The sequence below is a fragment of the Sciscionella sediminilitoris genome, assembly GCF_000737195.2.
Classification (GTDB): domain Bacteria; phylum Actinomycetota; class Actinomycetes; order Mycobacteriales; family Pseudonocardiaceae; genus Sciscionella; species Sciscionella sediminilitoris.
The window spans coordinates 146,168-159,109 of sequence record NZ_JALM01000009.1; the positions used below are offsets into that span (position 1 = coordinate 146,168).

Genomic DNA, 12,942 nt, shown 5'->3' on the forward strand with positions numbered 1-12,942 from the left:
GGAAAGCAGCGGCTATTCCGCAATCCCGGCGAAATAGCTCGAGTGGGTTAATTATGCGCGCTCAGCCATTCGATCACCGATCGCGCGGACCGATCGGGAGGAAAGATCGGATAGAAAACGTGCTCGATGGCGGCGTTACGGACGAGGAGTGCGCAGCGCCGGAACAGCCGCAGCCCGGCCGCGGTGAACGTGGGCAGTCCGGGGTCCCCGGCAAGGGCGAGGTCCGGGTCCGTCAGCAAGGGGTACGGCAGCCGCAGTGTTTCGGCGAGCGCGGATTGGTAGGCAAGGGGCTGACTGGAAAGCCCGTAGACCCGCTCGACGCCGAGCTGCACCAGTTCGGCGTAGTGAGCGCGCACATCGCAGTTGTGCGCGCTGCATCCGCGCGCCCCGGGAATACTGTCCCAGCCCTCGGGCATGTCCCGGCCCGGTTCCCCGGTCATGGGGAAGACATAGATCAGCGCGCGCCGTTCGCCGGAGCCGAGCCCGGCGAGGTCGACGGCGCGGTCGTCGGTCGAGGGCAGCGCGATCGCCGGGAGGCGGCGCCCCACGAGCCCGTTCGCCGCGCCGTCGTCGACCGGCCGCGGCAGGTCCGCGGGAAGGGTGAGTTTCGGGTTCCGCGCATCGAGCGGGCGCATGGTCTCGATCATGCGTTCGCTGGCCACGGTCAGCTGCGCGGTCAGCGCCTCGCGACGATCCAGAAGTGCGCGGACGGTGTCGTCCAGCCGCTCGATCGCACGCCGGTATTCGCCCAGCGTGGCCGGGCAGGAGTCCGCATGCTCGCTGCCCTCGTTGAGGCAGTCGACGAAGGGCCGGACGCAGTCGAGGGGGATCCCGAGCTCGTTGAGCTTGCGGATCTCGCCAACCAGGGCGAGCTGATGCTCGTCGTAGGTGCGATACCCGTTCGCGTCCCGTCCGGGAACCACGAGCCCGAGCGCCTCGTAACCGAGCAGCGCCTTGCGGCTCACACCCGAACGCTGCGAAATGGCGCCAATCCGAAAGCCAGTCACGGTCCGGACGTTAGACCTGTCCCCTGGGGGACAGGTCAACCGCGCGCTGCTCAGCCGAACTGGCCCGGCTGGTAGTCACCGGCGGGCAACTGAACGATGACGTTCATCCGGTTGTAGGTGTTGATGCAGGCGATCAGCGCAACCAGGGCACCGAGCTGTTCCTCGTCATAGTGTTCGGCGGCCCGCGCCCACACCTGGTCGGGAACCCCGCCGGCGGCGTCGGCGATCCGGGTGCCCTGTTCGGTCAGCTCGAGGGCGGCGCGCTCGGCCTCGGTGAACACCGTGGCCTCACGCCAGGCCGCGACCATGTTGAGCCGGGTCTGGGTCTCCCCGGCGTGCGCGGCGTCCTTGGTGTGCATATCGGTACAGAACCCGCAGCCGTTGATCTGGCTGGCGCGGATCTTCACCAGCTCCTGGGTGGCCGCGGGCAGTGCCGAGTCGTCGATTACCTTGCCGGCCGCCATGAGGTGCTTGATGAACTTGCGCATCGGGGCGTTCCCGAACGGGTTGAGGCGGGCTTCCATGCTGGGCTCCTCGGTCGTCTTCGATGGGACCCCCATGGGACAAGACGGTGAGCCCGAACGTGACAGGGAACCGAGGTGACCCGGATCGCGTCACAACTTTCATGATTCGCGATATAGGACGGTGTGGTCTTGTCGGGCTCGGGCTGTGCACGGTGCTCTCACTGACCGCATGCGGTTCGTCACCGCTTCCGCCGCCACCACCCGCGCCGAGTACCTCGGCCGAGGCCGACCCCGCCGTGGCGGACCAGCAGATCCCGGACGCGTTCGACAAGGCACGCGGCTGGAAAGCCGAGGATCACGGCACCGGGCTGGAGCGTCCGGTCGTGGCCGCGCGGTCCGGGTTGGTGCTGTTCACGAAATCGTTGAACGACGGGCGTATCCGCGTGCTCGCGAAGGACATGCGAACCGGAGCGACCCGGTGGACCAGCCGGCCGCTGAAGCTGCCGGACACCGGGCAGAACTATCACAGCGTGTCCACGAGCCTGTTCGGGACGACGAAGAACGGCAAGGAGTACGCGGTGCTCGCGGCCCCGGGGACTGAGGGTGGGGACACGGTGAACAAGCCGAAGGAGGTCACCACCCTGCAGATCTTCGATGTGGCCGATATGCGTGATCAGGGGACACCGGCCAGGGTGGTGACCGTGCCGGAGAGCGCGCAGGAGTTCATCCCGCAGAACGACGGGAACCTGCTGGTCCGGCTGGGTTCCTCCACCGCGGTCGTCGATGTGAGCAGTGGCCGGGACACCGGCTACCGGCATCAGGATGCCGCGCTGCACGCGCCGAAGGCCTGCGACTACGAGATCGGGGACTGCAATCAGGGCATCACGGTGTCCGGGATGACTCCGAAAGGCCCGCTGGTGCAGGGATTCGGCGCGTTCTGGGTACCCGGCGGCTGGTTCAGCGGGGATGTGCCGCCGCCCGGTGTGCATCCGGGTTCCGGCCTCGAAGAGGAAGTGCGGGCGATCGGAACCCCCGATGGGCGCTCGGTGGTGGCTGCCTGGCCGGGCGCGAACGATTCCTCGGACGACCGGGTCTGGGCGGTGCACGATGCGGCGACCGGGAAGGTCGAGGCCTCCGTCCCTTGTGCACAGTCCGATCTGGACGATTCCGGTTCGGGACGGCGCGGTGTTCCGGTGCTCTCCGGGGACGGCAGGTACCTGATCGCCGGCGAAGTGGTGTTCGATCTCGCCGCCAAGAAGGGAATCTGCCTTGCGGAGAACGAATCCCGCGAGGCGGTCACGGTTTCCGCGGTCGACAGGGACGGCACCGGCTACGGTACGGCGGGCAGTTCCCAGGCCACCGAGGGCGCGGTCCGGGTCTCGGTGGCGACCGGGAAGGCCACGGCACTGCCGGAGGGAACCAAGGCGCCGACCGAGATCACCGGACCTGTCGCGGTATTCGACGAGGAATCCGACGGCGTGTTCGTCTATCCACGGAAGCCGCGCTGATCAGCGCAGCCAGGGGCGTTTGCTCACCGCCATTCCGCCGCTGGTGACCAGTTCCTTCCACTTCGCCGCCACGCGCCCGGTCAGCACGGTCCGGTGTGGACGGTCGTCCGGGTAGACGAACTGGACGACGCCATCCCGGCGGCCGAGGCTGATGTTCTGCGCGAAGAACCGGAACCAGAGCGGTTTCGGCTGCTTCCCGCGCAGCGTATTGGCCAGCGCGTTGGCGGCGTAGAAGGCATTGGGTACACCGGCACCGCAGGCCATGCGGACCGTGGTACCGCGGGACTGCACCGCCGCGGCGTCCCCGACCACGGTGATCTCCGGGTAGTCGTGACTGCGCAGGAACTCGTCCACGGGAACCCGGCCGCTTCCGTCCACCGGGAGCCCACCGGAGGCGGCGATGTCCGGCGCGGCGAACCCGCCCGCCCAGACGGTCAGCTCGGCGGGCAGCGTGCCGGATCCCTCGAGCGCGGGACCGGCCGTGGTCACCCCGGTGCACTTCCGGCCGGTGTGCACCTGCACCCCGAGCCGGTCGAAGGCGGCACCCAAGTGGCGCCGCGCGGCGGGGGAGAGCCGGTGCCCCGGTTCGAACTCGTCGACGAGGTGCACCCGCAGCCCGGGATGGCACTCGGCCAGCTCGCTCGCGATCTCCATACCGGTGAGCCCGGCGCCGATCACCGCGACGCTTTCCTTGCCGGGCAAGGCATCCCGCAGCTGCAGCGCCTGGTCGTAGCCGGCGATGCCGTAGGTGTGCTCCGGTTCCGCGGCCGCGTGGCTGCCCAGCGCGTACACCAGACGGTCGTAACCGAGCATCTCCTCGTCCACGCGAATCTTCCGCGCGTCCGGGCGGATCTCGCCGACCCGGCCGATCCGCAACCGCACCCCGGGAGCAAGCAGGGTCTCCAAGGGGTGCACGCCGATGTCCTGGCCCGCCGCGATCTGGTGCAGCCGCACCCGTTCCACGAACACCTCACGGTCGTTGACCAGGGTGATCTCCGCCGCCGCACCGAGCAGCTTGGCCAGCCGGTTTGCCATGAACAGCCCGGCGTAACCTGCGCCGAGCACCAGGATTCGTGTCGTCATACCGAACAGACCGGGCAGCCCGCGCGGATCTGACAGAGTGTGCGCTGGATCACCGAAACCGGGCGACGAACTGTTGCAGCTCGGCGGGTTCGAACGCGGTCATACCGAGCTGACCGGCCAGGTAGCCGAGCTTTTCCGGGTTGAGCTGGATGTGCAGCTCGGTGATGCGCCCGTCGAGCACGCTGAGCCCGAGCGTGCCGAGCAACCGGTTCCCGGTGCCGATCAGCAGGGTGATCTCGCCGTTGGTCTCGATGAACCGCAGGAACGGGTCCGGCAGTTCGCCCAGCCTGCCGAAGGTGCCGCGCAGATACCGGGTGACCATGTCCCGGCCGGTGATCCGCTTGCGCGCGGCGGGCAGGTAACCGCCCGCGTCCGCGGTGGAGTTCGCGTCCTCGGCGAGCAGCCGGGTCAGGCCGTCCACATCGCCCTCGCGGGCCGCGTCCAGGAAGCGTTCCGCGATCGCGCGGGCCTGTTCGTCACAGGGTTCGAAGCGCGTCCGCTGATCCCGGACCAGTTGCTGAGCCCTGCGGTAGAGCTGCGCGGAATTGGCTTCGGAAATGCCGAGCAGTTCGGCGATCTCCGCATGCGGATAACCGAAAGCCGCGCGGAGCACGAACACCGCGCGCTGGGACGGGGTCAGCCGCTCGAGCAGGGTGAGCATCGCGATGCTGACCGCTTCGGAACGTTCGACCGTGCCCGGCACATCGCCGTCCGGTCCGGTGAGCACCGGCTCGGGCAGCCACTGGCCGACGTAGCTCTCCCGCTTCGCGGCCGCCGAGGTCAGCCGGTTCAGGCACAGATTGGTCAGGGTCTTCACCAGCCACGCTTCCGGTCGCTCGATCTCCGCGTGCGGCGCGCCCGCCCAGCGCAGATAGGCGTCCTGCACCGCGTCCTGCGCATCGGCCGCGGACCCGAGCATCCGGTAGGCGTGCGTGAACAACCGGGGCCGGGCCTGTTCGAACACCGCAACCGAATCCACGTCGCTCACCGTAGGTGCCCGGCAGCCTCCTGTCGAATAGCTCGCAGGGTTCCGGGCCGCGGAACCGGTGGTTGATCGGGTTCGAAACGCGGGTCTAGCGTCGATCCCGTCCTTACTCGGGGGCCGATTCTGCTACGGAGTGCGATCATGAACGGTAGTCAGAGCTTTGTCCGGCTGGACGCGGCGGTGTTGAACGGTGGCCCCTTCGCGGTTCCCCGGGTGTATCGCTTCGATCATTCCAGAGAACCCTCCCGGGTGGTCGTCGATTACCACGGTGGCCGGGAACATTTCGAGGAGACCGCGGAGACGATGCTGGTCGACGGCGACCGGCTGCCCGTGTACCGGTGGATCTACCGGACACGGACAGCCGAGTAGCCGTCATCCCTTGGCCGGGGGCTCGTACTTGATCGGATCGAGCGAGTTTCCTGGTGCGATCGAGGCGCAGTTGCTCTTCGGTTTCTCGCCGCGGAAGGCCTCCGGCAGTTTCAGTACCGTGTCCACGGCCCAGGGAATCGCGTCCCCACCGTGTTCGAGGGGACTTTCCTTGTACTCGACCGGGGTTCCCGCCGCGCAGTATTTCCGCGCGACACTGCGCACATCCCCGGCGACCATCACACCGTCGCCCCGGCCGATACCGGGTTTGTCGTTGTCGATGGTGCCGTTGAGCTCGCCGAAGGTGCCCTCGTGGAACAGCATCGGAACCGTCGGTGTGCCGTGACTGCTCATGATCACGTCATTGAGCACCTTGACCACCTCCGGAATGTTCTCCGGCTTCGGGTACCGCGGCTTGGTCAGGTCCGAGAACCTGAGATTGTGATGGACCTTGAGGAACGCGGTGAGTATCCCGTCCGCCATGGTGCCGACGATGCAGCCGTTCTGCGTCTTGGCGAACAGTTCCTTGCCGAGCGGGCTCAGGTACTTCTGGATGTCGATGCCGTAGGAGCGGGCGAGTCCGACGAAGGCCATCGGCAGTACGGCGGGCCAGACGAACTCGCCGTCGATGTACTTCGCGTTGTGGATCGGATTGGCGAAGACTCCGCCCGCGGAAGCGAGAACCAGGCGGGCATTGACATCCGGGGCGTACTTCGGTGCTTGTTCGGCGGCCCATTCGGTACCGATGGCCCCACCGGAATATCCGCCGAGCGCGACTTTCGCATCCTTGGTCAGCCCGGTGTCCGGGGAATTGACCGCGGCGCGCACGCTGTCCAGGACCTTCTTCCCGTTCTCCGGTCCGGCGGTGAAATGCAGTTTGGTGCCCTCGAAATCGGGAATGGCGACCGTGTAGCCACGGTTGAGGAATTTGAACAGCAGCGGTACGCCGATGGTTTCCCCGGTCGCGAGGAAACCCGGATCGAATCCGCCCGCGATCGCGTACGAGGGCTGGCAGTCCGGGCTCAGCGCGTCATAGGCGCTCTGATAGGAAACGAGCTTGTTCGAGGGTTTTCCGTTCGGTTCGTACACCGAGGTCACCGCGATATCGGGATTTCCCTTGGTGTCCACCGTCCGGTACTGCAGCTGAACGACCCGCACCGGAAGCGGAATCGTCTCCAGATGCAGATCGGTCGTCCGGGTCCGCAATACCGTTCCCGGCCGATAACTGCCCAGCGGTTTGTCCCCGGTGTACTTGTAGAACGGATCGTCCTGCGGTTTCGGCACCTTGCCGATTCCGAAAGTGGAGCTGTGCTGTGCGGCGCCGGTCCCCGCAGCCGCCGAGCCCACGCTGAAAACCGAGAGAGCGGCCACGCAGGCGGCCAGTATCCGAACCCGAAGACGCATCGTGCCTCCTAGAGTGCTGCCGGTGAGCAGTCAAACAAAGAGCCGATGATCTGACAAGACGCCTCACCAGTTTCGGGGAGGCATACGTGTGCCGATATCCGTTGCGCGGCAAGAGAAGTGGATCGTCAATCCGGAATTCCTCAAGAAGAGTCGAACGGTTGAACCGCCCGGAGCGATAGGCTACTCTCGAGTAGGTTCCGTGTCGAGCGCCAGGAAGCAGGCCTGATCATGACCGAGACCCTCGCGAAACCGGGGCGAGCCCGCCGGGACACGACCGAACCGCCCGCCATTCCCGGAGTGCGGCGCTCCTTCGTCACCGCGCGCTCGGTCGACTTCCACGTCACCGAATCCGGGCCGGAGGACGGGCGGCCGGTGCTCGCGCTGCACGGCTGGCCCGAGCACCACTACACCTATCGCGATCTGCTGGCGGATCCGCAGGAGGGGTTGCGGATCATCGCGCCGGACCTGCCCGGTTACGGCTGGTCGGGGATCCCGGCGCACCGGTGGAGCAAGGAGGACGTCGCCGCCGATGTGCTCGCCCTGATCGAGGCCATGGGGTTGCGGGACATCGTGCTGATCGGGCACGACTGGGGCGGAGTCATCGGCTACAAGCTGATTCTGAGCGCGCCGGAACACTTCGACGCCTTTCTCGCGCTGAACATCGCCCATCCCTGGCAGCGACTGCGCACCACGGTCCCTAAACTGTGGCGCTTCGCCAGCTACCAGGTTCCGATGGCCACGATCGGCGCGTTCCTCCAGCGCCGCACCAAGTTCCTGGAACGGGTGCTGTTCCCGCTCAGCGGCGGGGACGCGAAGGCACTCGATCCGGTCGCGGTACACAGCTTCTGCGAACGGTTCACGGTCCCCGAGCGCGCGAAGGTCGGCCAGGACACCTATCGGACCTTCCTGCGGCACGAGGCGGGGAAACTGGCCCGCGGTGCCGAGCAGCGCCGGGCGACGGTACCGATCAAGGCGCTGTTCGGCATCGAGGACTTCGCCATCCACCACGCGCTCGCCGATCCGCGCACCGCGAAGGCCGGGGAATACTCCCTCGAGCTGGTCGCCGGGTGCGGGCATTTCATCACCGAGCAGCGTCCCGATCTGGTGCGGGCGAGCCTTGCCGAGCTGGCGCGGCGGTATCCGGCGCCGCGCTGACCGCCTGCCACCGTGGTCGGGCAGCCATGCCGGATCTACTTTGGTCTATGGGCACACCGGCGGCGCTGACCTAGCCTTGTCGGGTGTCTGTGCCCCGCATGCCCGCGCTGCGCCGGTTCGCGCCCGTCCTGTTCCCGGTGTACGGCGCGCTGATGTCGATCACGCAGATCGTGGCGGAGGTCAGTTCGGGGACACCGCAGGGGGAACTGCTCGCGGACCTCGCCGTGCTGCTGCTCGCCTGTGCGTTGCTCGCCGGGCTGCCGCGCTGGCCGGTTCCGGTCGTGCTCACGCTGATCGTACTGACCGGGTTCGCGTTCACCGCGACCATTCCGGCCGCGATCGCGACCCTGGAGGTGGCTTCCCGGCAGCGTCCGAGGGTGAGCTGTCTCGTCGGTGTCGCCGGGATCCTCGCGCAGGCGATCTTCGGGCTGTGGCGGCCGATGCCGGGGCTGCCTTACGGCTGGTGGCTGGTCATCGTCGTGCTCGCGTTCATCGCCTTCATCGGTGTCGGGATGCTGATCCGGACCAGGCGGGCACTGATCGATTCGCTCGCCGAGCGGGCCAAACGCGCGGAGGCGGAACAGGGCAGACGGGTCGCGGAGGCGCGCATCGCCGAACGGGCCGCGCTGGCCAGGGAGATGCACGATGTGCTCGCGCACCGACTGTCCCTTGTGGCCACCTATGCCGGTGCGCTCGAGTACCGCGCGGACGCCGAACCGGCCAAGCTCGTCAGCGCGGCCGGGGTGGTCCGGGAAGGGGTTTACCAGGCCCTCGGTGAACTGCGCGAGGTGATCAGCGTGCTGCGCGAGGACACCGATGCGAGCGACCGGCCGCGGCCCGGGCTGGCCGAGCTGAACGAACTGGTGGCGGAGGCGCGCGCCGCCGGGACCCCGGTCCGGTTCGACTACCGGATCCGGGACGGGGAAACGCTTCCGCCCGCGACCGGGCACACCGGTTACCGGGTGGTGCAGGAGGGCCTGACCAATGCGCGCAAGCACGCCGCGGGGCAGGAGGTTCGGGTCCGGGTGACAGGGGAACCGGGAACCGGGGTGCGGATCGAGGTCAGCAACCCGGTAACCGGTGCCGATAGCTCGGATGGCCGGGGGACCGGGCTGATCGGGCTCACCGAACGCGCCCGGCTCACCGGCGGGAAACTCGATCACCAATTGACCGGTTCCGGGGAATTCCACCTCGATGCCTGGTTACCATGGGGCGGTGAGTCGTGAAATCCGCGTCCTGATCGTCGATGACGACGCTCTCGTTCGCTCCGGATTGACCTTCATGCTCGAAGGTGCGGACGGGATCTCGGTGGTCGGCGAGGCACCGGACGGCAATGCCGCGCTCGGCGCGGTCGACGCGCACGCACCGGACATCGTGCTGATGGACATCCGGATGCCTTCCGTGGACGGGCTCACCGCTACCCGAAGACTGCGCGCCAACCCGCAGCCGCCCGAGGTGATCGTGCTGACCACGTTCGACACCGATGAGAACATCCTGCGCGCGCTGCGGGCCGGTGCGGGCGGATTCCTGCTCAAGGACACCCCGCCCGCGCAGATCGTGGACGCGATCCACCGGGTGGCCACCGGGGACCCGATGCTCTCGCCCGCGGTCACCCGGAAGCTGATGGACAAGGTGGCCACCGATGCGAGCAGCTACGACCGGGCTCGCGCCGGGTTCGAGCGGCTCAGCGAGCGCGAACACGAGGTGGCACTCGCCGTGGCCCGGGGCAGGACCAACGCGGAGATCGCCACCGAGCTGCTGATGAGCGTGGCCACGGTGAAGGCGCACGTCTCGCGCGTGCTCACCAAACTCGAGCTGGGCAACCGGACCCAGATCGCGCTGCTCGCGCACGACGCAGGGCTGGCCTGAGACACCCGCCTCAGCCGCCCGGCTACCGGGCATCGACCGAAGGCTGATGTGCCCGCCCGGCGCGGGCTCTACCTTTCGTGGCAACCGAATGCGCTTGTCACGAAAGGGAAAGTCATGGTGCTGAGTCGCTGGGCCGTGATCTGCGGGATGCTGTCGGTGCTGTTCGGCAGCACGGCCTGTGCCGCCGAACCACCGCCGACGAAACCGGCGGATCCCGCGGTGGTGCACACCGATGCGGGATCGGTCCGCGGCACCGTGCGGGACGGAACCCGGGTGTTCCAACGGATTCCGTACGCCGCGCCCCCGGTCGGCAAGCTGCGCTGGCGGGATCCGCGCCCGGTCACCCCGTGGCCGGGGGTTCGCGATGCGACGAAGCCCGCCCCGTCCTGCGCGCAGAGCCCCGGGGCGATGGCGCAGCCCAGTGACAACGAGGACTGTCTCTACCTCAACGTCACCACGCCGTCGAAAAACCCGGGAAAGCCGAAACCGGTGATCGTGTGGATCCACGGCGGGGTCTTCATGAGCGGGACCAGCAACGGTTTCGACGCGAAGCGCTGGGCGAACCGCGGGGACGCGGTCGTGGTGACGATCAACTACCGGCTCGGCATGCTCGGCAACTTCGGGATCAAGGGGCTGCCCGGTTCCGGTACCTTCGCGCTGCGCGATCAGCAGGCCGCGCTGAAGTGGGTGCAGCGCAACGCGGCCGCGTTCGGCGGAAACCCCGGCAACGTCACCATCGCGGGCCAGTCCGCGGGTGCGATGAGCAACTGCGCGCACCTGACCTCGCCGACGGCCGCGGGCCTGTTCGGCAAGGTGATCATGCAGAGCGGATCCTGCGGGACGAACTGGCTGCGGAACTTCGACACCCCGCACAAGAAGGCGGGCGCGGTGTTCGAGCCGGTCACCGAGGTGCAACAGGAAGGAGCGCAGGCGGCGGCCGAACTCGGCTGTGCCGAACCGGATCCGCGTGCCACGATCGACTGCCTGCGCGCGCTCCCGGTCAAGCGGTTGCAACCGGTGCTGAGCCGTTTCGTGCATCCGGCCTACCACACCGCGGTGCTGCCGGAGAAACCCGCCGATGCCTTGCGGGAGGGCCACTTCCGCCGGGTTCCGGTGATCTCCGGGAACGTGCACGACGAGGGAACCATGTCCGCGGCAGGGTACGAGAACGGCGGGCCGATCAGCGAGCAGGCCTACGATTCCGTGCTCGGCGAGACCTTCGGTGCGGATCGGGCGAAGGTGGCGGCCGAATATCCGCGCGCCGCTTACGGTTCCGCGGCCGAGGCCTTCGCGGCGATCATCACCGATCGCAAGTGGAGCTGCACGCAGTACGCGGACTCGCGGAACATGGCCCGCTATACCCCGGTCCACCAGTACGAGTTCGCCGATCCCGCGCCGCCGCCGATGTGGGCCAAGCCGAAGATGCCGATGGGCAGCTACCACTCCTCGGACATCTGGTCCCTGTTCGATCTCGGCGGCTACCCACCGCCGTTCTCCGAGGACCAGCAGCGGCTCGCCGGGCGGATCGTGGACTACTGGAGCAGTTTCGCGCACAACGGCAAGCCAGTCGGCCCCGCGTGGCAGGCATTCCGCCCGGACACGAAGACGCCGTACGTGCAGTCGCTCGCCCCGGGCAAGGGCGGTATCCATCCGGTCGATCTGGCTGCCGAGCATCACTGCGCCTTCTGGAACAAGCTGGGGAAATAACCATGGACAACGGATTCACCGTCGACACGGACGCCTTGCGGGACGCGGCGAAGAAGACCGCCGCACTCGGCAAGGATCTCGAGGAGACCAGGCATCTGATCGTCAAGGCCGCCGATCATCCCGAAGCGTTCTCCGGAGGCGAGGGGCCGGGGCGCTTGTTCGAGGAACTCAAGCCGCGGTTCGAGGAGGTCTGCCACTACCTCGGGCGGGCACTCTCGGACAACGCGGAGAACCTCGAGCTCTCCGCGAAAGCGCTGCGCGAGGTCGCACACCGCTACGAGGAGAACGAGCACCGATCGGCCAGGGAGCTGGGCGCATGATCTTTCCAGGAGGAAGCTGGGCGGAGAAGATGGCCTATCACCGCGATACCTTTCTGCACGAGCTCCACGAAGGCCGGTCGGGGGATCCGCTCTTTCCCGATCCGGATGAGGAATGGGTGGCCTGGTGCGACGAGAAGCTGCGGTTCCTCTTCGACACCTTCGCCTCCGGGGATGCGGACGAGGCGGTGGTGATCGTGGAAAAGCTCGATCAGGCCGTGCTGCGGATCAAGGCGAACGTCCACAAGCATCTGGACCGGGCCAAGAGCGACACCGTCGACTGGCGGGGGGATACGGCCGACGATTTCCGGGACAGACTCGACGAGATGAACGATGCGATCAACAGCCTGCACGACTGCATCGACGGAACCAAGCGCGCCATGACGGGATATCGCGACCTGCAGAACAAGTTCCAGGATGGTGTGCTCGACTACATCGAGAGCAGTCACGATCAGCTCGACGCGGTCGAACAGGAGCAGCAGGAGAAGGCGGAGGAGGAGCAGCTCAACATGATCAGCGCGGTCGTCGACGTCGGCGAGGCGGCGAGCTCCGGAGACCTCCTCGGGGTCGGAGCCGCCATGGCGCACGCGGCGATCGACGACAAAACGCTGAATATCGGTGGATCGAGCAAGAAGGACGTTTTCGACTCCATGGTGGAGGAGGGGAACAAGATCCTCGATGACGCGGTCGATTCCCGGTACCGGATCGATCGCGGGCTGTACACCGTGCTGACCTATCTCACCGATATCGACAAGAAAAAGACCGGCGGAGTCGAGCAGGTGCGCCCGAAGCGGCCCAAGCTGATCACCGATGATTCCTTCGACCCGGACGAGTTCAGGCCGCAAGGACAACCACCGAAGGAGCGCGGCAAAGTGGACCGGGACGATCTCGTCGCCGCCCCGAAACCGGAGCGCGATGACCGCGAGGACCACCACGTCGACGTGCCGAGTCAGCCGCAGCCGCGCATGCCCGAGATTCCGCCTGGTGAATCGGGTTTCCTCATTCCGGAGGAGCGGCCGGACTACGAACCCTTGCCCACACCCGAACACGGCGCGGACATCTACCCCGAACAGTAGG

Annotated in this window: 13 protein-coding genes; 8 read left to right on the plus strand and 5 right to left on the minus strand. The window is 67.4% G+C overall.

The window, feature by feature from the left end; all coding sequences use genetic code 11:
* Positions 1–47: 47 nt before the first annotated feature.
* Positions 48–1,007, minus strand: a complete 960-nt coding sequence (locus AD72_RS03995; protein WP_031465004.1) for a MerR family transcriptional regulator — start codon at positions 1,005–1,007, stop codon at positions 48–50.
* A 50-nt stretch (positions 1,008–1,057) separates the two neighbouring features.
* Positions 1,058–1,531, minus strand: coding sequence for a carboxymuconolactone decarboxylase family protein (locus AD72_RS04000; protein ID WP_031465005.1), 474 nt, complete (start codon positions 1,529–1,531; stop codon positions 1,058–1,060).
* Positions 1,532–1,632: 101 nt separating this feature from the next.
* Between AD72_RS04000 and AD72_RS04005 the strand changes: the two genes are divergently transcribed.
* Complete coding sequence (locus tag AD72_RS04005) at positions 1,633–2,979, plus strand: hypothetical protein (RefSeq protein WP_156365038.1); 1,347 nt, start codon at positions 1,633–1,635, stop codon at positions 2,977–2,979.
* Here AD72_RS04005 and AD72_RS04010 read toward each other — a convergent pair whose 3' ends face one another.
* Both AD72_RS04010 and sigJ read right to left on the minus strand, forming a co-directional pair.
* On the minus strand, positions 2,980–4,062 hold the full coding sequence (locus AD72_RS04010; RefSeq protein WP_031465007.1) for an NAD(P)/FAD-dependent oxidoreductase: 1,083 nt from the start codon (positions 4,060–4,062) through the stop codon (positions 2,980–2,982).
* A gap of 49 nt (positions 4,063–4,111) precedes the next feature.
* A complete protein-coding gene (sigJ, locus tag AD72_RS04015) occupies positions 4,112–5,041 on the minus strand; it encodes an RNA polymerase sigma factor SigJ (protein WP_197284869.1) in 930 nt (309 codons plus the stop codon).
* Positions 5,042–5,188: 147 nt separating this feature from the next.
* On the opposite strand from sigJ, the gene AD72_RS04020 reads away from it, so the two are divergent.
* Positions 5,189–5,416: a DUF5988 family protein gene (locus AD72_RS04020; RefSeq protein WP_031465009.1), complete on the plus strand. Its 228-nt coding sequence runs from the start codon at positions 5,189–5,191 to the stop codon at positions 5,414–5,416.
* 3 nt (positions 5,417–5,419) lie between these two features.
* On the opposite strand, the gene AD72_RS04025 is transcribed toward AD72_RS04020, so the two are convergent.
* The gene (locus tag AD72_RS04025) at positions 5,420–6,817 is read right to left on the minus strand and encodes a lipase family protein (protein ID WP_031465010.1); all 1,398 of its coding nucleotides are present in this window, start codon (positions 6,815–6,817) and stop codon (positions 5,420–5,422) included.
* Between the two features lie 228 nt (positions 6,818–7,045).
* Between AD72_RS04025 and AD72_RS04030 the strand changes: the two genes are divergently transcribed.
* The 6 genes from AD72_RS04030 (at position 7,046) to AD72_RS04055 (ending at position 12,941) form a co-directional block, all read left to right on the plus strand.
* Positions 7,046–7,972, plus strand: a complete 927-nt coding sequence (locus tag AD72_RS04030) for an alpha/beta fold hydrolase (protein ID WP_051897873.1) — start codon at positions 7,046–7,048, stop codon at positions 7,970–7,972.
* A gap of 83 nt (positions 7,973–8,055) precedes the next feature.
* Positions 8,056–9,198, plus strand: coding sequence for a sensor histidine kinase (locus tag AD72_RS04035; protein WP_231644725.1), 1,143 nt, complete (start codon positions 8,056–8,058; stop codon positions 9,196–9,198).
* Positions 9,188–9,841 carry a response regulator gene (locus AD72_RS04040; RefSeq protein WP_197284870.1) on the plus strand — a complete coding sequence of 218 codons (654 nt, stop codon included), beginning with the start codon at positions 9,188–9,190 and terminating at the stop codon, positions 9,839–9,841. The genes AD72_RS04035 and AD72_RS04040 overlap by 11 nt, the downstream gene beginning before the upstream one ends.
* Positions 9,842–9,955: 114 nt before the next feature.
* Positions 9,956–11,548 carry a carboxylesterase/lipase family protein gene (locus AD72_RS04045; RefSeq protein WP_031465014.1) on the plus strand — a complete coding sequence of 531 codons (1,593 nt, stop codon included), beginning with the start codon at positions 9,956–9,958 and terminating at the stop codon, positions 11,546–11,548.
* Positions 11,549–11,550: 2 nt separating this feature from the next.
* Entirely contained in the window at positions 11,551–11,868 is a 318-nt protein-coding gene (locus AD72_RS04050; protein WP_031465015.1) for a hypothetical protein, read from the plus strand.
* A complete protein-coding gene (locus AD72_RS04055; protein ID WP_156365039.1) occupies positions 11,865–12,941 on the plus strand; it encodes a hypothetical protein in 1,077 nt (358 codons plus the stop codon). The genes AD72_RS04050 and AD72_RS04055 overlap by 4 nt, the downstream gene beginning before the upstream one ends.
* The last annotated feature ends 1 nt before the right edge of the window (position 12,942 follow it).

Bases quoted from the DNA above. Each gene is read 5' to 3' on its own strand.
- AD72_RS04000 (WP_031465005.1), bottom strand. From the start codon at position 1,531: ATGGAAGCCCGCCTCAACCCGTTCGGGAACGCCCCGATGCGCAAGTTC.
- AD72_RS04005 (WP_156365038.1), top strand. From the start codon at position 1,633: ATGATTCGCGATATAGGACGGTGTGGTCTTGTCGGGCTCGGGCTGTGC.
- AD72_RS04010 (WP_031465007.1), bottom strand. From the start codon at position 4,062: ATGACGACACGAATCCTGGTGCTCGGCGCAGGTTACGCCGGGCTGTTC.
- AD72_RS04020 (WP_031465009.1), top strand. From the start codon at position 5,189: ATGAACGGTAGTCAGAGCTTTGTCCGGCTGGACGCGGCGGTGTTGAAC.
- AD72_RS04025 (WP_031465010.1), bottom strand. From the start codon at position 6,817: ATGCGTCTTCGGGTTCGGATACTGGCCGCCTGCGTGGCCGCTCTCTCG.
- AD72_RS04030 (WP_051897873.1), top strand. From the start codon at position 7,046: ATGACCGAGACCCTCGCGAAACCGGGGCGAGCCCGCCGGGACACGACC.
- AD72_RS04045 (WP_031465014.1), top strand. From the start codon at position 9,956: ATGGTGCTGAGTCGCTGGGCCGTGATCTGCGGGATGCTGTCGGTGCTG.
- AD72_RS04050 (WP_031465015.1), top strand. From the start codon at position 11,551: ATGGACAACGGATTCACCGTCGACACGGACGCCTTGCGGGACGCGGCG.
- AD72_RS04055 (WP_156365039.1), top strand. From the start codon at position 11,865: ATGATCTTTCCAGGAGGAAGCTGGGCGGAGAAGATGGCCTATCACCGC.